The sequence below is a fragment of the Paracandidimonas lactea genome (assembly GCF_021653995.1).
Lineage (GTDB): Bacteria > Pseudomonadota > Gammaproteobacteria > Burkholderiales > Burkholderiaceae_B > Allopusillimonas > Allopusillimonas lactea.
The window spans coordinates 433,123-450,779 of sequence record NZ_JAJJOZ010000001.1 but is presented as its reverse complement, the minus strand read 5'-3'; the positions used below and the strand labels follow the sequence as shown (position 1 = coordinate 450,779).

16 protein-coding genes are annotated in these 17,657 nt (G+C 61.8%); 2 read left to right on the top strand and 14 right to left on the bottom strand.

Annotated elements, in window-relative coordinates:
* Positions 1-11: 11 nt before the first annotated feature.
* From LOL23_RS02105 to LOL23_RS02060, 10 genes are all read right to left on the bottom strand, one after another.
* Entirely contained in the window at positions 12-1,178 is a 1,167-nt protein-coding gene (locus LOL23_RS02105; RefSeq protein ID WP_160976475.1) for a PQQ-dependent sugar dehydrogenase, read from the bottom strand.
* Positions 1,154-2,602 (bottom strand): glucose-6-phosphate dehydrogenase, encoded by a 1,449-nt coding sequence (zwf, locus tag LOL23_RS02100; RefSeq protein WP_160976473.1) that lies wholly within the window; start codon positions 2,600-2,602, stop codon positions 1,154-1,156. The genes LOL23_RS02105 and zwf overlap by 25 nt, the downstream gene beginning before the upstream one ends.
* The gene (gene gnd, locus LOL23_RS02095) at positions 2,599-3,624 is read right to left on the bottom strand and encodes a phosphogluconate dehydrogenase (NAD(+)-dependent, decarboxylating) (protein ID WP_160976471.1); all 1,026 of its coding nucleotides are present in this window, start codon (positions 3,622-3,624) and stop codon (positions 2,599-2,601) included. Before gnd ends, zwf begins: the two co-directional genes overlap by 4 nt.
* A 37-nt stretch (positions 3,625-3,661) precedes the next feature.
* Positions 3,662-4,426 carry a slipin family protein gene (locus LOL23_RS02090; RefSeq protein ID WP_160976469.1) on the bottom strand — a complete coding sequence of 255 codons (765 nt, stop codon included), beginning with the start codon at positions 4,424-4,426 and terminating at the stop codon, positions 3,662-3,664.
* A gap of 57 nt (positions 4,427-4,483) precedes the next feature.
* Positions 4,484-5,950 (bottom strand): NfeD family protein, encoded by a 1,467-nt coding sequence (locus LOL23_RS02085; RefSeq protein ID WP_160976467.1) that lies wholly within the window; start codon positions 5,948-5,950, stop codon positions 4,484-4,486.
* Between the two features lie 64 nt (positions 5,951-6,014).
* Entirely contained in the window at positions 6,015-6,377 is a 363-nt protein-coding gene (locus LOL23_RS02080; RefSeq protein ID WP_160976465.1) for a DUF488 domain-containing protein, read from the bottom strand.
* 60 nt (positions 6,378-6,437) lie between these two features.
* On the bottom strand, positions 6,438-7,838 hold the full coding sequence (fumC, locus tag LOL23_RS02075; protein ID WP_237173097.1) for a class II fumarate hydratase: 1,401 nt from the start codon (positions 7,836-7,838) through the stop codon (positions 6,438-6,440).
* Positions 7,839-7,899: 61 nt separating this feature from the next.
* Positions 7,900-8,964, bottom strand: a complete 1,065-nt coding sequence (locus tag LOL23_RS02070; RefSeq protein WP_160976461.1) for a type I glyceraldehyde-3-phosphate dehydrogenase — start codon at positions 8,962-8,964, stop codon at positions 7,900-7,902.
* Between the two features lie 85 nt (positions 8,965-9,049).
* Positions 9,050-10,195, bottom strand: a complete 1,146-nt coding sequence (locus LOL23_RS02065) for a glycerate kinase (RefSeq protein WP_160976459.1) — start codon at positions 10,193-10,195, stop codon at positions 9,050-9,052.
* Between the two features lie 2 nt (positions 10,196-10,197).
* Positions 10,198-11,187, bottom strand: a complete 990-nt coding sequence (locus tag LOL23_RS02060; protein WP_202411578.1) for a D-2-hydroxyacid dehydrogenase — start codon at positions 11,185-11,187, stop codon at positions 10,198-10,200.
* A gap of 128 nt (positions 11,188-11,315) precedes the next feature.
* Between LOL23_RS02060 and LOL23_RS02055 the strand changes: the two genes are divergently transcribed.
* A complete protein-coding gene (locus LOL23_RS02055; protein ID WP_160976457.1) occupies positions 11,316-13,157 on the top strand; it encodes an alpha/beta hydrolase family protein in 1,842 nt (613 codons plus the stop codon).
* Between the two features lie 47 nt (positions 13,158-13,204).
* Entirely contained in the window at positions 13,205-13,813 is a 609-nt protein-coding gene (locus LOL23_RS02050) for a glutathione S-transferase family protein (RefSeq protein WP_160976455.1), read from the top strand.
* A gap of 123 nt (positions 13,814-13,936) precedes the next feature.
* Here the strand turns inward: LOL23_RS02050 and LOL23_RS02045 are convergent, their stop codons facing one another.
* Genes LOL23_RS02045 through livH form a run of 4 tightly spaced genes read right to left on the bottom strand, consistent with a single transcriptional unit; the run spans position 13,937 to position 17,557 of the window.
* Positions 13,937-14,638 carry an ABC transporter ATP-binding protein gene (locus tag LOL23_RS02045; RefSeq protein WP_160976453.1) on the bottom strand — a complete coding sequence of 234 codons (702 nt, stop codon included), beginning with the start codon at positions 14,636-14,638 and terminating at the stop codon, positions 13,937-13,939.
* Positions 14,638-15,405, bottom strand: a complete 768-nt coding sequence (livG, locus tag LOL23_RS02040; RefSeq protein ID WP_160976451.1) for a high-affinity branched-chain amino acid ABC transporter ATP-binding protein LivG — start codon at positions 15,403-15,405, stop codon at positions 14,638-14,640. Before livG ends, LOL23_RS02045 begins: the two co-directional genes overlap by 1 nt.
* The gene (locus LOL23_RS02035; protein ID WP_160976449.1) at positions 15,402-16,631 is read right to left on the bottom strand and encodes a high-affinity branched-chain amino acid ABC transporter permease LivM; all 1,230 of its coding nucleotides are present in this window, start codon (positions 16,629-16,631) and stop codon (positions 15,402-15,404) included. The genes livG and LOL23_RS02035 overlap by 4 nt, the downstream gene beginning before the upstream one ends.
* Positions 16,631-17,557, bottom strand: a complete 927-nt coding sequence (livH, locus tag LOL23_RS02030; RefSeq protein WP_160976447.1) for a high-affinity branched-chain amino acid ABC transporter permease LivH — start codon at positions 17,555-17,557, stop codon at positions 16,631-16,633. Before livH ends, LOL23_RS02035 begins: the two co-directional genes overlap by 1 nt.
* Positions 17,558-17,657: the final 100 nt, after the last annotated feature.

Below are 17,657 nucleotides of genomic sequence, written 5' to 3'. Positions count from 1 at the left end.
GCCGAGCCTGCCTACTTCAAGCCCAGCTTCAACAACTGGCCATCGCTCTCGTCGGTCAGTACGTACACGTAGCCGTCAGGCCCGACGCGCACATCGCGTATGCGCTGCCGGCGTGATTCCAGCAGCCATTCCTCGCCGCTGATATCGTTGCCGTCCAGGCTCAGGCGAATCAAGGCACGGTCTTTCAGCGCACCAATAAATACTGAATACTGCCAAGGCGAGAAGCGCTCGGCGGCGTAGAAGGCCATGCCCGAAATCGCCGGCGACTCCTTCCAATAATAGGCAGGCTGCTCGGTGCCCGCCACAACCGCGCCTTTCGATTCAGGGATGGGAAACCCCGTATAGTTAACGCCATGCGTGGCAATAGGCCAGCCGTAATTGCGGCTGGCGCGCGGGATATTGATCTCATCGCCGCCTCGGGCGCCGTGTTCGTTCACCCACAGCACGCCCGTCCATGGATTGAGCGCCGCGCCCTGCGGGTTGCGGTGGCCATAAGACCAAATCTCGGGTCGCGCATCCGAGCGACCGACGAAAGGATTGTCGGCTGGTATGCCGCCATCGGGGAGAATCCGCACCACCTTGCCCTGCAGCTTGTCCAACTGCTGCGCAGTGGGACGCTGATTGTTTTCACCCAATGTAACGAACAGGTGCCCGTTGCGATCAAAAACCAGGCGCGAACCAAAATGCTCGCCTGTGGACAGTTTGGGCTGCTGGCGAAAGATAACCCTGAAGTTTTCAAGCCGTGTCAGATCGTGCGCCAGCACGCCATAGCCCACGGCAGTTCCCGCTTTGCCCTGATCGCCACGCTCGGCATACGAGAGATAGACACGCCGGCTCTGCGCAAAATCGGGGGCTAGCGCGATATCCAGCAAACCGCCCTGACCATGCGCATATACGCCGGGCACGCCCGCCAAGGGGGCGGAAAGCCCCTGCTCTGCGCGCCACAGCCTGAGTGTGCCCGGGCGTTCGGTAATTAGCACGCCCGCATCGGCGGGCAGAAAGGCCATGCCCCAAGGGTGTGTCAGCCCTTCGGCCAAGACCTCGACCACGACGTCGCCCGGTGTACGCACTGCGGGGGCATCGTGCTGCACAGCCGCGGCGGGCGCCGCCCGCCATAGGCCCGCCAGGCCGCACAGGGCAATACCCAGCGCCCTCAAATCGCGCGCGTGCCATTGCATGGCGACTCCTCGGGCTGCGGATTGTGCCAGCCGCCGTATCCCCGCATCAGTTCCTGTGCCTGTCGCGGCCCCCAGCTTCCTTTCGTGTAAGGCAGAGCGGCGTCGTGATCCTCAAGCACCGGCGCAAGCGCCGTCCACGCCGCCTCGATCGCGCTTTCGCTGGTGAACAACGCCCGCTCTCCGGCCAGCGCGTCACTCAACAGCCGCGCATACGGCGGATCTTCCTTCGTGTCCGTGTCCAGCAGATATAACTCATGCTGCTCACCGATGAATTCTTTGCCAGGCCGTTTAACGCGTGCGGCCAGCGCCACGGCCGAACCCGGCGAAAGACGCAGGCGGATGTAATTGGGTGCGTCCGCATGTGCGGCCGCATCTTCGAACAGTGGTTGAGGCGGCGGTTTGAAGCGCACCACGACTTCCGCCGCACTGGCAGCCAGGCATTTGCCCGAGCGCAGGAACCACGGCACGCCAGCCCACCGCCATGAATCTATATGCAGCCGCAGCGCGCAATACGTTTCGACGTCCGAACGCCGATCCACATGCGGTTCGCGACGATAGCCCCGATACTGCCCGCGCACGAGATCTTCGCGCCGCACAGGCCGCAGCGCCTTGAGCACCTTGGCCTTCTCAGCGTGCACCGCGGCGTAGTCTCGCGAGGCGGGCGGCTCCATGGCCAGCAAGGCCATGATCTGGAACAAGTGGTTCTGCACTACATCGCGCAGACAGCCTGCGCTCTCGTAAAATGCGCCCCGGCTGCCCACGCCAAAGTCTTCTGCCAGCGTGATCTGTACGCTTTCGATTTGATCGCGGTTCCAGATCGGCTCCAGAAATGAATTGGCAAAACGGAAGTACAGGATATTCATGATCGCCTCCTTGCCCAGGAAGTGATCAATGCGGAATATCGCGTTTTTTGGGAACACCGAACTGGCCAAATCGTTCAGAGACCGCGCCGATGCGAGATCACGCCCGAAAGGTTTTTCAACAATGACACGCCCGCCGTCGGCCAGGCCCGTGGTTGCCAATGCCTTTATCACCGTGGGAAACAAGGAGGGCGGAATCGCCAAATAATGCGCGGGACGGCGTGCCTGGCCCAACGCCTGCGCCAAGGCGTGGAACACAGCAATGTCACGATAGTCTCCGCTCACGTAGCTGACGCTGGCAAGCAGGTGCGCCAGCGCTGCCTTGTCGGGCCGTGGCCATGCCTCGCGCACACTGCGCCGTATGCGCTGGCGCAGTTGCGCCGGCGTGAGACGCGAACCCGCCACCCCTACGATAGGAACCCGCAGCCTTCCCTGCTCGGCCAGAATATACAGCGCGGGAAAGATTTTTTTGTATGCCAAGTCACCCGTGATGCCGAACAGCACCAAGGCATCCGCTGCAGCGATGTCGCCGCGAGCTGTGGTGACAGTGGCGTGAGCCGTCATTCGTGCCTGCCTCCCGGTTTTTTCTCTGCATGCCCGCCAAACTGATGCCGCATGGCGGACAGTACGCGATTGGCATAATCGCCATTGCCGCGCGACTCGAAACGCGAAAACAGCGCGGCGCTGAGCACCGGCGCGGGGATGCCTTCATCGATAGCTGCAGCCAGCGCCCACCGCCCTTCTCCCGAATCAGATACATGGCCGCTGTAGTTCGCCAGTTGCGCATCGCCCTGCATCGCTTGCGCGGTCAGGTCCAGCAGCCATGATCCAATCACGCTGCCTCGCCGCCAAAGCTCGGTGATCTCGGGCAGATCGAAGTCGTATTGATAGTGTTCGGGATTGCGCAGGGGTGTGGTTTCGGCATCGGCCTCACGCTCGTGCTTGCCTATATTGGCACGATGCAAAATGTTCAAGCCCTCGGCATAGGCGGCCATGATGCCGTACTCGATCCCGTTATGGATCATCTTCACGAAATGGCCCGCACCATGTGCACCGCAATGCAGGTAACCCTGATGCGCGGTGCCGCCTTCCGGGCGGCCAGGCGTAAGTGTGGCCGCCTGGACGCCGGGCGCCAGCGCGGCAAATACAGGCTCCAGGTGTTCAAATGCGGCGCGCTCGCCACCCACCATCAGGCAATAGCCGCGATCACGCCCGAATACGCCGCCGCTGGTGCCCACGTCCATATAGCGCAAGCCCTTGGCGCCCAGCGCTGCAGCGCGGCGTATGTCGTCGTGATATGACGAGTTGCCCCCGTCGATCACGATATCGCCGGGCGCCAGCAAGGGGATGAGATTATCCAACACATTGTCCACGATGGCGGCGGGCACCATTAGCCATACCGCGCGCGGCGCCTCGAGAGCGGCGACCAGATCGGCCAGCGTCTCGCACGCCACGGCCCCCTGCCCGGCCAACGTACGGCCGGCTTCGAGGTTGGGGTCGTACACCACACATGCATGGCCCTTGCCCAGCAAGCGCTGCACCATGTTGCTGCCCATGCGGCCCAGCCCGACCATACCTAATTGCATTCACGTTCTCCTGTGTATCGTCATCAACCGACCAATTCTACTTGGGCGGTCGTTCCATCAACGTGTTCAAGAGATCAACCGGGATCGGAAACACCAGTGTGGAGGTCTTGTCGCCGGCCACTTGCGTCAGCGTTTGCAGATAGCGCAGTTGCAGCGCCGAGGGCTGCGTGGCCAGGATTTCGGCCGCCTCCATCAAGGCCTGCGCTGCCTGCTTTTCACCATCGGCGTGGATGACCTTGGCGCGCCGTTCTCGTTCGGCCTCAGCCTGCCGCGCAATCGCCCTTACCATGCTCTCATTCAGGTCGATATGCTTGATCTCGACGTTGGTGACCTTGATGCCCCAGACGTCGGTCTGTGCGTCGAGTATCTGCTGGATGTCCAGGTTGAGCTTCTCGCGTTCGGACAACATTTCATCCAGCTCATGCTTGCCCAGTACCGCGCGAAGCGTAGTCTGCGCCAGCTGGCTGGTGGCATCCAGGTAGCGTTCAACTTGGATGATGGCTTTGTCGGGCGCCACCACGCGAAAGTACAGCACCGCGTTCACTTTCACCGACACGTTATCGCGCGAGATCACATCCTGGCTGGGCACGTCCATGGTGACCACACGCAGATCGACACGCACCATTTGTTGGATGACTGGGATGACAAATACCAGCCCTGGGCCCTTGACACTGGTGAAGCGCCCCAGGGTGAACACCACGCCGCGCTGGTATTCACGCAGAATCTTGATGGCGTTGATGACGACCAGCGCCAGCACAATAATGACGGCTGTGAGGCCGATATTGACGCTATAGATGAACATGGTGCCTCCATGGCAGTGAAAAAAACGCAGGCAATGGCTCGACGGGCGCGTGTCAGCCTAGGGCGGCCCGATGCCCGGCCGTCCTGCAAGCCGATCCACCTGCAGCGTCAAGCCTTCCACCCGCCTCACGATCACCCTGTCTCCCGGCGTTAGTGGTTCAGTGGCGCGCACGCGCCAGCGCTCGCCGGCGATGTCGGCATAAATCATGTCGCCCGTAACGGCGCTCACCCGCCCTTCCTGCCCTGTCATCGCTTCCTGCCCGGTCATCACCGTGCTGCGCGCGGCACGCGCCGCGAGCAAGCCGGTCAGGATGATTAGCCCTGCGCCAGCAACCGCCATACCCGCGAGAAATGGCACGGACAGATCGAAACCGGGAATACCCGTGTCGGTCAGCATCAAGCCCCCGATCACGAACGCGATGATGCCGCCCACGCCGAGTGCGCCAAAACTGGGCAGGAAAACCTCCGCAACCATCATAATGATGCCCGCAAACAACAAGCCCAGCCCTGCCCAGTTGACCGGCAGCAATTGAAAGGCATACAGCGCGAGCAACAGGCTGATCAGGCCCGCAACGCCCGGCAGCACCGCACCGGGGTTCATGAGCTCGAAGAACAGGCCATAGATGCCGATCATCATCAACACCAGCGCGATCTGCGGGTTGGCGATGAGCGCCAGAATACGCGTGCGCCAGTCAGGCTCCATCACTTGGACTTCGGCATTTTCCAGCCGTAGTGTCACCTGCCTGCCATGGTCAAGCGTAATGCTGCGCCCGTTCAGCATAGCGAGCAGGTCGGGAACATCGTTGGCGATGAAGTCTATGACGTTGTCGTCCAGCGCTTCGCGCGAAGACAGGCTGGTCGCCTCCCGCACGGCACGCTCCGCGAATTCCGCATTGCGATGGCGCAGTTGCGCAAGACTGCGTAGATAGGCGGCAGCGTCGTTGGTGACTTTTCGCGTCATGGTATCGGCCTCGCTGCCGGCAGGGGCCGTTGTACCGCTGTCGCCCTTATCTCCCTTGCCACCGTCGGCAGCCTTGTCGCGGCTATTTTCAGGCTGCGGGAAGCCAATGGATACGGGTGACGCCGCGCCCAGGTTACTGGCGGGCGCCATCGCCGCAATATGGCTGGCATACAGGATGAACACGCCCGCACTGGCTGCGCGCGCGCCGCCGGGCCCCACAAAGGTGGCGACGGGTACGGGCGAAGCCAGGATGGCGCGCACGATGCTGCGCATGGACGTATCCAGGCCGCCGGGGGTATCAAGCTGCAAGACGACCAGCGCGGCGCCGGCTTTGGCCGCGTCATCCAGCCCGCGTACAACGAAATCGGCGCTGGCCGGGGTGATGATGTCGCTGAGCGACAGCACGCGCACCAACTCGCGCTGCGCTGCCTTTGACGCCACAGCCTGTGCTGTGGCGACTCCGGCCTGTGCCGCCGGGACCGGCATCATGAACAGGCTTGCGCCTGCCATCAGCATCCCCATCAGCAGGCAGGCAAAGCACCACAACAGTCGCACATTGCGCATGGCAGCCTCCGAAAGTGCCTTCCGGGCCGGCCAGAGCAGCGATGTCCAGGCCTGCCTTCAGCCTTCAGTATAGACGGTTCATTTCCCGCGCGAGTATGAGCGCATGGTTGTGATCGGTATCCTTGGCGGCATAAACCAGGGTGATGTGCCGCTTTCCAGCGTCTTTGATCACCTCACGCATGCGATCCACCTGCGCCGGGTCGCGCAGTTCATTCTCGTAACTTTCGCGAAAGTGCGCCCAGTTCTCGACCTTGTGCCCGAACCACTTGCGCAGCTCGGGGCTGGGCGCGAGATCCTTGACCCAGGCATCATATTTGAGGTCTTCACGGGCGATGCCGCGCGGCCAGAGACGATCCACAAACACACGGTAGCCGTCGCCAGACGCGGCGGGATCATAAGCGCGCTTGATCTTCACGTGCTCAGTCATTACAGGCTCCTTGCAGCCCACGCGGGGCGCCGCAACCCCGCGCGGAAACGTCGATGCCGACTATGCGCTCGGATGCGTCATGTCGATCGGACGTATCCAGTCATCGTAGTTGGCTTCGGAAACATAGCCCAGTGCAAGCGCGGCCGCTCTGAGCGTGCTTTTTTCTTTGTGTGCCTTCTTGGCAATGGCCGCCGCCTTGTCGTAGCCGATATGGCGGTTCAACGCGGTGACCAGCATCAGGTTCTTGTCAAGATTAGCCTGGATCACCTCGCGGTTGGGCTCGATGCCGGTGGCGCAATGCTCGTCGAAGGCGAGGCAGGCATCACTGATGAGTTCGATGCTTTCGAGCACGTTGTGCACCATGACTGGCTTGTAAACGTTGAGCTGGAAATTGCCCTGCGAGCCGGCAAAGGCGACCGTGGCGTCATTGCCGAATACTTGTGCGCACACCATGGTCATGGCCTCGCACTGCGTGGGGTTGACTTTGCCCGGCATGATGGACGAGCCCGGCTCGTTCTCTGGGATAACCAGCTCGCCGATGCCGCAACGCGGGCCACTGGCCAGCCAGCGTACATCGTTGGCCATCTTCATCAGGGCGCCGGCCAGCGTGCGCAGGGCGGCCGACAGGTTGACCAAGGCATCGTGGGCCGACAGCGCAAAGAATTTGTTTTCCGCCGAGCGGAATGGCAAACCAGTGATCTCGGCGATATGCCGCGCCGCGGTTTCGCCAAAGGCCGGATGGGCGTTCAGGCCGGTGCCCACCGCTGTACCGCCAATGGCAAGGTCGTAGATGCCCGGCAGGGCTGCCTGCACGGCATCCAGGGCGAAATCGACCTGCGCGACCCAGGCGCTGATTTCCTGGCCCAGAGTGATCGGCGTGGCATCCTGCAAGTGCGTGCGGCCGGTCTTGACGATGTCGGTATAAGCTCTCGCTTTGTCGTCAAGCGTGTTGCGCAGCTTGCCCACGGCCGGAAAAAGGCGGGCTTCGAGCTGGCGCGCCACGGCAATGTGCATGGCGGTGGGGAAGGTGTCGTTGGAGGATTGGCCGCAGTTGACGTGGTCGTTGGGGTGTACAGGCATTTTACTGCCGCGTGCGCCGCCAGCCAGTTCAATGGCGCGGTTGGAGATCACCTCGTTGGCATTCATGTTCGACTGCGTGCCCGAGCCGGTCTGGAACACCACGAGTGGAAATTCGCCATCCAGCTTGCCTTCAATGACTTCGTCGGCGGCGCGCACGATCAGGTCGGCGATGTCCTGTGGCAGTTGGCCCAGCTCCGCATTAGCCTGGGCTGCGGCCCGCTTCAGGGTGCCCAGCGCCGAAATGATGGGCGATTGCCATCTGAATCGGCTCACGCCGATTGGGAAATTCTGGATGGAGCGCTGGGTTTGCGCACCCCAGTAGTGCTCGGCGGGCACATTGATCTCGCCCATCGAATCGGTTTCTATGCGAAAGTCCGCCATAATCGTGTTCTCCTGCTTTTTGTAGCGCTTACTGATACATGCGGCGCGCGCCGCTGCGGCGTCAGGCTGACGCCGCAGCGGTTTCGGCCTGCGGGGCGCGGATGCGCTCCGCCCACATACAGGCAACGTCCAACATGCGGTTGGCAAAGCCCCACTCGTTGTCGAACCAGATGAACAAATTCGCAAAACCGTCGCCATTGCTGCGTGTCTGGCTGCCATCGATAATGGCGGAGTGCGGATCATGGTTAAAGTCGATCGACGCATGCGGGTGGTCTGAATACGCGATCAGCCGCGGATGCCGCCGCCGCGCGTCTTGCATCAGTGTGTTCAGCATCTCGGGGGTAACGTCCCGGCCCAGTTTGACCATGAGGTCAATGGCCGACACGTTCAGGATGGGCACGCGTATGGCCTTGGCCTGCACTTTACCGGCCAGCTTGGGCAGCAGCCGCTCCACGCCTTGCGCCAGGCCGGTCGCCACGGGCACGATAGATTGCATGGCTGAACGAGTGCGTCGCAGGTCGGCGTGATGGTAGCCGTCTATCATGGGCTGGTCGTTCATCACCGAGTGCAATGTGGTCAGGAAGGCATGCTGGACGCCATAGGCGCGATCAAGCTCGTCCAGCACCGGCACAATGGCATTGGTGGTGCATGAAGCATTGGACACAATCCTTTCGCGGCCAGACAGGCCTTCGTCGTTCACACCAAACACGACGGTGTAATCGACATCGCTGGCGCTGTTGCCGGGTTGGGACACCAGTACGCGCGGGCAGCCCGCATCCAGAAAGCGCTGCAGCTGCGCCCGGGCGCCAAATCGGCCTGAGCATTCAAGCAATATATCCACATCCAGCGACGCCCAATCCGCCGCTTCCGGGTCACGCACATGCCGCACGGCAATGGGCTGGCCATCAATGACGAGCGCGTTGCCTTCGTGGCCAACGGTGCCCGGAAACACGCCATGCGTGGAATCGTAGCGCGTCAGGTAAGCCATGGTTTCCAGATCCGCCGCCGGCTCATTGATGGCCACTACGTCGAGCCCGCATTTACTCTTGCTTTCCTGAAGGGCGCGCAACACACTTCGGCCAATGCGGCCGTAGCCATTGATAGCAATACGGATAGGAGCGGTCATGGCGAATCCGGATGGAGCGGGTGGTCAAGGATACTGTAACTGTACTACTTTAGTTGACCGCTGGACGCCAATACCCGCACTGGGTTCAGCGTGTTGTCGCGGCACGCCCTGCCAGAAACAACCGCATGCAAGCGCTGGCTCGCTGGCGCAGCAGCGCACCTGCCTCCTTGCAGGCCTGTTCCAGCGTAATCGGCCCAGGTGCCAGGCTGAACGCCGCGGTAATGCCGCAATCATAAACGGCCTCGAACCCCTCTCCCAGCGACCCGACAATCGCCGCCACCGGAATCCCGTGCCGCTGCGCATGCCGTGCCACGCCCACCGGTGTCTTGCCCAGCACCGTCTGCGCGTCCATACGCCCCTCGCCGGTCAGCACCAGATCCGCACCCGCCAACGCGACATCCAAACCTGCCAGTTCGGCGATCAGTTCGACGCCGGGCCGGAACTGCGCGTTAAAACACGTCTTGATTGCAAAGCCCAGCCCGCCTGCGGCGCCCATCCCCGGTATATCCCGCTCGTCGCGCCCGAACTGCCGCGCGCAGACATCGGCGAAATGCGTCAGCGCGGCGTCCAGTTGCCGCACTTGCTCCGGCGTTGCGCCCTTTTGCGGCCCGAAAATCGCGGAAGCGCCACGCGCACCGCACAGGGTATTGTCGACGTCGACCGCAATATCGAAGTGCACACTGCTCAGGCGCGCATCCACCCCGCCCATGTCCACACGCTCCAGCCGGGCCAGCGCCGCGCCACCGGGTGGCAGTTCGGCGCCATGTTCATCCAGCAGCCGCACGCCCAGCGCCTGCAGCACACCGGCACCCGCATCATTGGTGGCGCTGCCGCCCAGGCCGATGACGATATGCGTCGCGCCCGCATCCAGTGCGTCGCCAATCAGTTGCCCCACGCCATAGCTGCTGGCGTCCAGCGGGCGACGTTCGGCTGGCGAGATGCGCTCCAGCCCCGCGGCGGCGGCCATCTCGATGAATGCCTTGCCCTCTCCGAGCCAGGCCCAAGCCGCCTCACAAGCCCGCCCGTTCGCATCACGCACGCTTACAGCGCGGCGTGCTCCGCCCGTCGCGTCGAGTACTGCGTCCAGCGAGCCTTCGCCGCCATCAGCCATGGGCACGCAGACGATCTCGGCGTCGGGCAGCGCATCGCGCACGCCATCGGCCAGTGCTGCGGCCACGCCCGCCGCGCTCAGGCTTTCTTTGAATGAATCAGGTGCAATCACGACACGCACGATCAGGCCTCCCGCCGTGCTGCAGCGCCTGCAACAACATTACGCGGCTGCCCTTGGGCGAAGGCATCGATATTGTCGATAAGCTGATCGGCCAGCGATTGGATCGCCTCTTCGCTCGCCCAGGCAACGTGCGGCGTGAGGATGAAATTAGGCAGATCGAGCAGTTGCATCAGCGGGTGGTCCGCAGGTGGGGGCTCGGGTGTGGCCACGTCGCAGCCCGCACCGCCCAACTGCCCGCTGCGCAGCGCCTCGCCAAGCGCTGCGTCGTCGACAAGGCCGCCGCGCGCCGTGTTGATCAACAAGGGCCGGCGCTGCATCAACGCGAACTCTGGGGCGCCGATCAAGCCGCGCGTCTGCTCCGTCAGCGGGCAATGCAGTGTAATGACGTCGCTTTCGGCAAGCAATTGCTCGAACGGCGTGTACAGACTGCCCTGGCGCGGCCCGCCCTTGCGGGCCGAAAACAGCACGCGCATGCCCAGCGCCCTGCCCATGGCAGCCACCTGCTGGCCCAGCGCGCCCTCGCCGATAATGCCCAGCGTGGAGCCCGCCAGATCCTTGATCGGGTAGTCAAAATAACAAAACTGCTGCGCCGCCTGCCAGCGCCCGGCCTTGACTGAAGCGTGATAGGCCACGATGCTGCGCCGCAAGGCAAATATGAGCGCGAATGTGTGTTCTGGCACCGTGTGCAGCGCATAGCCGCGTATATTCGACACAACAATGCCTCTTTCATTGCAGGCCGCAAGATCAATGTTGTCGGTGCCCGTCGCGGCCAAAGCAATCATTTTCAGGCGGGGCGCCGCCAGTATCGCGGCGCGATCCAGCCGCACCTTGTTGACGATGACGATGTCGGCCTGCGCAATGCGCGCGGCTACGTCCTGCGGCGCAGTGCGCCCATGCACGACCATGTCGTGGGCGAACGCGGGCGGGCGCATAATGGTTTGCGGCGATATTGTCTCCCGATCCAGGAATACAACCTGCAAGCGGTCTGTCATGGAGGATCCTCTTCTGGTTTTTTGTTGGCTGCCTGTGGCCACGGCACGCGCGGAGCCGACTTGCGGCCGGGCGCGCGCGATGACACGATATAGTAATGGGAATTTCGCAGAACGGATTTTGATTTTCTATGCCACGCCATTACGCTGTACAAGACTTCTTCCGCAACCCCCAGCGCGCATTCTTTCGCCTCTCCGACGACGGCAGCATGCTGGGCTTCATGGAGCCGGCCAGCATCGACGAAAACCCCGCGCGCATGAATGTATTCGTGCAGGCGCTCCAAGGCAGCACACCGACGGGGCCGGTACGTCGGCTTACCAGCGAGACCGAGCGCGACATCGCCCAGTTCTTCTGGAAAGGCGCCCAGACCGTCATCTACGAAAAAGACTTCAATGGCGATGAAAACTTCCACGTCATCGCTGTCAATGCCGACACAGGCGACGTGCGTGATCTCACGCCGTTTCCCGGTGTACGGGCCAGCATCGAAGACGATCTCGAAGATGACCCGGGGCACATCCTCATCAGCCACAACGCGCGCAACGCCGAGGTGTTCGACGTCTATCGCGCCAACATTCACACGGGTGAGCTGACACTGGTCGCCGAGAACCCCGGCAACATCATCGGCTGGCAAACTGACCATCACGGCCTGGTGCGCGCCGCCGTAGCCAGCGATGGCCTGGAAACCGTGTTGCTGTATCGCGATACCGAAGACGATGCGTTCCGCCCCATCGTGTCCACCGATTTTCGCACGACCGTCCATCCGCAGTTCTTCACCTTCAACGACCGCGCTCTGTACGCGCTCAGCAACCGCGGCCGCGACTGCCTGGCATTGGTGGTGATCGACCCTGCCGATCCCGGCCGCGAGCACCTTGTGCATGAGGTGCCGGGCTACGACCTCGATGCGGCAGGCTATTCACGCCTGCGCCATGTACTTACCGCAGTCACTTACCAGACCGACAAACCGCACTATCACTTCTTCGATGAGATCACCGCCCTACGCCACACGCGCTTGCGCGAGAAGCTGCCCGGCCACGAAATCACGATGCAAAGCGCCACGCGCGACGAAACCAAGTTCATCGTAGCTGCCTGGAACGATCGTACCCCCGGCAGCCGCTACATCTACGATGCCGACGCCAACACACTCGATAAGCTGGGCGACATCAATCCTGTGCTTGACGAGAACGAAATGGCCCACGTCAGGCCTATCTCGTACACATCACGCGACGGGCTGGTCATACACGGCTATCTGACGCTGCCGCAAGACCGCCCCGCACAAAACCTGCCCTGCGTCGTCAACCCCCACGGCGGCCCCTGGACGCGAGACAGCTGGGGCTTCAATCCCGAAGCGCAGTTCCTGGCAAACCGGGGATACTGCGTGCTGCAACTGAACTTCCGCGGCTCCACCGGCTACGGCCGCGCCTTCTGGGAAGCCAGCTTCGGCCAGTGGGGCCTGGCTATGCAGGATGACATCACCGACGGCGTTCAATGGCTCATTGACCAGGGCATTGCCGATCGGGCCCGCATCGCCATCTATGGGGGCAGCTATGGTGGCTACGCTACGCTGGCGGGCATCGTATCCACGCCTGATCTATACGCCGCTGCAGTCGATTACGTGGGCGTGTCCAATCTGCTTACTTTCATGGACACCATCCCACCATACTGGAAGCCCATGCTCACAAAAATGCATGCCATGGTGGGCAACCCTGAAATCGACCGTGCGCGTCTCGAAGCCACCTCGCCTGCGCTGAATGCCGAACGCATCCGCACGCCGCTGTTCATTGCCCAAGGCGCCCACGACCCGCGCGTGAACAAGAACGAAAGCGACCAGATGGTTGCCGCTCTGCGGGCCCGCGGCGTAGAAGTCGAATATATGGTCAAAGACAATGAAGGCCACGGTTTCCATAACGACGAGAACAAGTTCGAGTTCTACGAACGCATGGAAGCCTTCCTGGCCGAGTACCTCAAGCCCTGAGGCACCCCGCCCCAAGGCAATCCGCTGTCATTCCAAGGAGATTTGATTTGAAACTGTATTACATGCCCGGTGCCTGCTCCCTGGCTTCGCACATCACGCTCGAATGGATAGGCAAGCCGTACGAAACGCAGCGCGTCAGCCGCGAGGAAATCAAGCAGCCCGCCTACCTTGCGCTAAACCCGCTGGGCGCGGTACCCGTGCTTACAGACGGTGAGAGCACCCTGACACAAAGCGCGGCCATTCTGGAATACCTGGCCGAGCTAAGCCCCGAAGCAGGCCTGGTGCCCGAAGACGTACGCGAGCGCGCCGAAATGCGTCGCTGGCTGGGCCTGTGCAATGCCGATCTGCATCGAACGTTTGGTGATGTCTTCGCCGCGCCTCGCTTGGTCCAGGACGAAACAGGCCGGAAAGAACTCATTGCCAACAGCAGCGCCAAGCTGGTAGCACTATTCACCGTGGTCGATCAGCAACTGGAAGGCAAGCAGTGGGTCTCGGGCAGCCGCTCGATTGCTGACCCTTACCTGTACACGCTGCTGCGCTGGGCCAAGGGCAAGAATATCGACATCGGCCACCTGAAAAACCTGGCGGCGTTCTCGGCCCGCATGGAAGCCGACGCCGGTGTGCAGGCCGCACTGAAGACGGAAGGCTTGGCCTGAGGAAACGGCTTGACTGGCGGCGCGCGTGGGGTGAATGCCGCATGCGCGCCCGATGGAACAGACCCGCCCATGCATACCGATGCCAGGCCTCCTTGCCAATAACAGCGAATCACCGGTCGTCGATCAGCCGCCCAGATACGCACGCCGCACGTTATCGTTGACCAGCAAGTTTGCACCTGTGTCGTGCAACACAACCTTGCCATTTTCCAGCACATAGCCGCGGTCGGCCACAGCCAGCGCCTTGCTGGCATTCTGCTCCACCAAGAACACAGTAACGCCCTGCGCCCGGATGGTGCGGATGATGTCGAATATCTGCGCAATGATCAGCGGGGCCAGGCCCAGCGTTGGCTCATCGAGCAACAGCAACTGCGGCCGCGTCATCAACGCGCGCCCGATCGCGAGCATTTGCTGCTCGCCGCCCGACATGGTGCCAGCACGCTGAGTGGCGCGCTCGCGCAGGCGCGGAAACAAGCCATAGACATGTTCCAGGCCCTGTTCGATCTCTGTTTTCTTGAGAAAGAAACCACCCATCTGCAGGTTTTCCGATACCGTCAGATCGGGAAACACCCGCCGCCCCTCCGGCGAGATGGCGATACCGCGCTGCATGATCTTATGCGTGTCCCAGCGGGTGATGTCCTGGTCGAGGAAACTGACTGTGCCACTACTGGCATGCGGCGTCCCGCACACCGTCATCAGCAGTGTCGTTTTGCCGGCGCCATTGGCCCCGATAAGCGTGACAATTTCGCCCTTGTTCACCTCGACCGACACGCCATCCAGAGCCTGGATCGCGCCATAGTGCGTATGCACGTTTTCCAGCTTGAGCACTACTCTTCCCCCAGATAAGCTTTAATGACGCGTGGATCGCTGCGCACTGCTTCGGGCAGCCCAGTCATGATGGGCCTGCCCTGCTCCATGACCATGATGCGATCCGACACGCCCATGACCAAGCTCATGTCGTGCTCGATAAGCAGTACGGCTACGTCGAACTCACGCCGCAGTTGGTCGATCAGCGCCTGCAGTTCACGCTTTTCTTGCGGGTTCAGGCCAGCCGCGGGCTCGTCCAGCATTAACAGACGCGGCCGGGTGATCATGCAGCGCGCGATCTCGAGCCGGCGCTGGTGGCCGTATGCCAGGTTGCCAGCCTCGCGGTTGGCATACTCGCGTATGCCCATGAAATCCAGCCATTGCCCCGCGTGCTCCAGCGCCTTCGCTTCCGAGGCTCGGTAGCGCGGTGTCTTGAGCAAGCCCCACAGCAGGTTGGTTTCCATTTGCGAGTGCTGCGCGACCAGCAGGTTCTCCAGCACGGTCAACTGCTTGAACAGGCGCACGTTCTGGAAGGTGCGCACCAAGCCGTGCAGGGCTACCTTGTGGCTGGGTTGGCCGGTAATCTCGTGCCCCGCCATGCGGATGGCGCCGGCGGTAGGCTTATAGAAACCGCCCACGCAGTTGAACACCGTGGTTTTACCCGCGCCGTTGGGCCCAATAATGGCGAAAACCTCGTCTTTCTTGACATCGAACTGCACCTGATCCACGGCGAGCAGCCCGCCGAAACGCATGCTGAGCCCGGACACTTCGAGTAGAACATCGCTCATGCCTTGAGCTCCACATGTGGGCGCTTGACGGGCAGCAGACCCTGCGGCCGCCAGATCATCATCAACACCATGACCAAACCAAAAATCATCATCCGGTATTCAGCGAATTCGCGCGCAATCTCCGGCACCACCGTCAGCACAACGGCCGCCAATATAACCCCTACCTGTGAGCCCATGCCGCCCAACACTACAATGGCCAGGATCAGCGCGGATTCGATGAAGGTGAAAGACTCAGGATTGACCAGACCCTGGCGCGCGGCAAAAAAAGCGCCACCGAAACCGGCGAACATCGCGCCCATGGTAAACGCGGACAGCTTGATGCGCGTGGGGTTCAGGCCCAGCGAACGGCAGGCGATCTCATCTTCGCGCAGCGCCTCCCAGGCGCGGCCGATGGGCATGCGTATCACCCGATTGGAGACGAACAGGGTAAACAGTGCCAGGGCCAAAGCCATCAGGTAAACAAACACCACAACATCCTGGGTGTTGTATTGCCAGCCCATGAAGTCGTGGAAAGTGGTAACCCCCTCGGGCGCGCGGCGCACCATGGGCAAGCCGAACACCGAGGGCTTGGGGATGCCCGAGATACCATCCGGACCACCCGTGAAACTGTAGAGGTTGATCAGCAGCAGACGGATGATTTCACCAAAGCCCAGCGTGACGATGGCGAGGTAGTCGCCGCGCAGGCGCAGCACAGGGAAGCCCAGCAAGAAGCCGAATGTGGCCGACATCGCTCCGGCCAGCGGCAAGGCCTGCCAAAAACCCCAGCCTGCCCAATGATAGAGCAGCGCATAGGTATAGGCACCCACCGCATAGAAGCCGACGAAACCGAGGTCGAGCAGGCCTGCAAACCCGACCACGATGTTCAGGCCCAGGCCCAGCATCACGTAGATCAGCACCAAGGTGGCAATATCCACTTGCGCGCGGCCCGTGAACATCGGCCAGATCAGGGCAATTGCGATCAGCAGCAGGATAAGCCCGCGCCGCATGGATTCGGGCATGGCCGGCAGCGTGCGCTTCTTGGCCTTATGTGCGAAAAGCCGCGCCAGGGCCGGCCGCACCAGCAATTGAAACACGAACACGATGCCGACGCCTGACAACAGAACCCCCCATTCTGGCTGCAGGGTGGAATCCATACCCCGGCGCACGATATTCACGCCAAATATGGGCGCAATCACAATACCGGCCACAATAGCCGCGATGAACGCATTCTTCAGATTGTTGCCCATCACACTTTTTCCACTTCGGGTTTGCCCAGCAGGCCTGTGGGCCTGAACAGTAGAATGAACACCAGCAGCCCGAAGGCGACGATATCTTTGTACTGGGATGAAATATAGGCGGCGGCAAAGGTCTCGGCCAAACCCAGAAGAACCCCGCCGAGCATGGCGCCGGGAATGCTGCCTATCCCCCCGAGTACCGCCGCCGTGAAGGCCTTGATGCCGGCCAGAAAACCGATGAAGGGATTGAGCTTGCCAATGGCCAGGGCGATAAGCACACCGCCTACAGCGGCAAGCATGGCACCGATGATGAAGGTAAAGGATATGATCCGGTTGGTGTCGATGCCAAGCAGATTGGCCATGCGCAGATCTTGAGAGCATGCACGCGAAGCACGGCCCAGGCGCGAATACTTGATGAACAAAGACAGACCGATCATCAGCAGCACCGTTACTACGATGATCATGATGCGCGAATACGGCGCGGTAACGATAAAATCAGAGCCCATGTCGAACTGCACCGAGCCGGTAACCAAAGCCGGTACAGCGACGTCGCGCGCGCCCTGGCCAATCGCCACCCAGTTCTGCAGGAAAATCGACATGCCAATGGCCGAAATCAGCGGCACCAGACGCGGCCCGCCCCGCAGCGGCGCGTATGCGACTTTTTCGATGGCGTAGCCATAGACAGCCGTAACCGCAATAGCGACGACCAGCATGGCAAGAATAATGAAGGGCAGCGGCAAGCCGCTGTTCACACCAATGGCCGAGAGCGTAACCAGGCCGACATAAGCGCCGATCATGTAGATTTCACCGTGCGCGAAGTTGATCATGCCGATGATGCCGTACACCATGGTGTAGCCGATGGCGATGAGCGCGTAGATCGCGCCCAATGAAAGCCCGTTGAAGAGCTGCTGGGTCAACTGGGGAAGAAAGTCAGACATAGGGAACGGAGGTCCGGTGGGCAGCGCGGCAGCCGGCCGTGCAAAAACGTCGCAGGATGATATGCAGCCGCCCTGGTTGATCGCCAGGGCGGGCGGCCAC

Excerpts from the sequence above, each read along its gene's own strand:
- LOL23_RS02105 (WP_160976475.1), bottom strand. The coding sequence starts at position 1,178 with ATGCAATGGCACGCGCGCGATTTGAGGGCGCTGGGTATTGCCCTGTGC.
- zwf (WP_160976473.1), bottom strand. The coding sequence starts at position 2,602 with ATGACGGCTCACGCCACTGTCACCACAGCTCGCGGCGACATCGCTGCA.
- gnd (WP_160976471.1), bottom strand. The coding sequence starts at position 3,624 with ATGCAATTAGGTATGGTCGGGCTGGGCCGCATGGGCAGCAACATGGTG.
- LOL23_RS02090 (WP_160976469.1), bottom strand. The coding sequence starts at position 4,426 with ATGTTCATCTATAGCGTCAATATCGGCCTCACAGCCGTCATTATTGTG.
- LOL23_RS02085 (WP_160976467.1), bottom strand. The coding sequence starts at position 5,950 with ATGCGCAATGTGCGACTGTTGTGGTGCTTTGCCTGCCTGCTGATGGGG.
- LOL23_RS02080 (WP_160976465.1), bottom strand. The coding sequence starts at position 6,377 with ATGACTGAGCACGTGAAGATCAAGCGCGCTTATGATCCCGCCGCGTCT.
- fumC (WP_237173097.1), bottom strand. The coding sequence starts at position 7,838 with ATGGCGGACTTTCGCATAGAAACCGATTCGATGGGCGAGATCAATGTG.
- LOL23_RS02070 (WP_160976461.1), bottom strand. The coding sequence starts at position 8,964 with ATGACCGCTCCTATCCGTATTGCTATCAATGGCTACGGCCGCATTGGC.
- LOL23_RS02060 (WP_202411578.1), bottom strand. The coding sequence starts at position 11,187 with ATGACAGACCGCTTGCAGGTTGTATTCCTGGATCGGGAGACAATATCG.
- LOL23_RS02055 (WP_160976457.1), top strand. The coding sequence starts at position 11,316 with ATGCCACGCCATTACGCTGTACAAGACTTCTTCCGCAACCCCCAGCGC.
- livG (WP_160976451.1), bottom strand. The coding sequence starts at position 15,405 with ATGAGCGATGTTCTACTCGAAGTGTCCGGGCTCAGCATGCGTTTCGGC.
- LOL23_RS02035 (WP_160976449.1), bottom strand. The coding sequence starts at position 16,631 with ATGGGCAACAATCTGAAGAATGCGTTCATCGCGGCTATTGTGGCCGGT.
- livH (WP_160976447.1), bottom strand. The coding sequence starts at position 17,557 with ATGTCTGACTTTCTTCCCCAGTTGACCCAGCAGCTCTTCAACGGGCTT.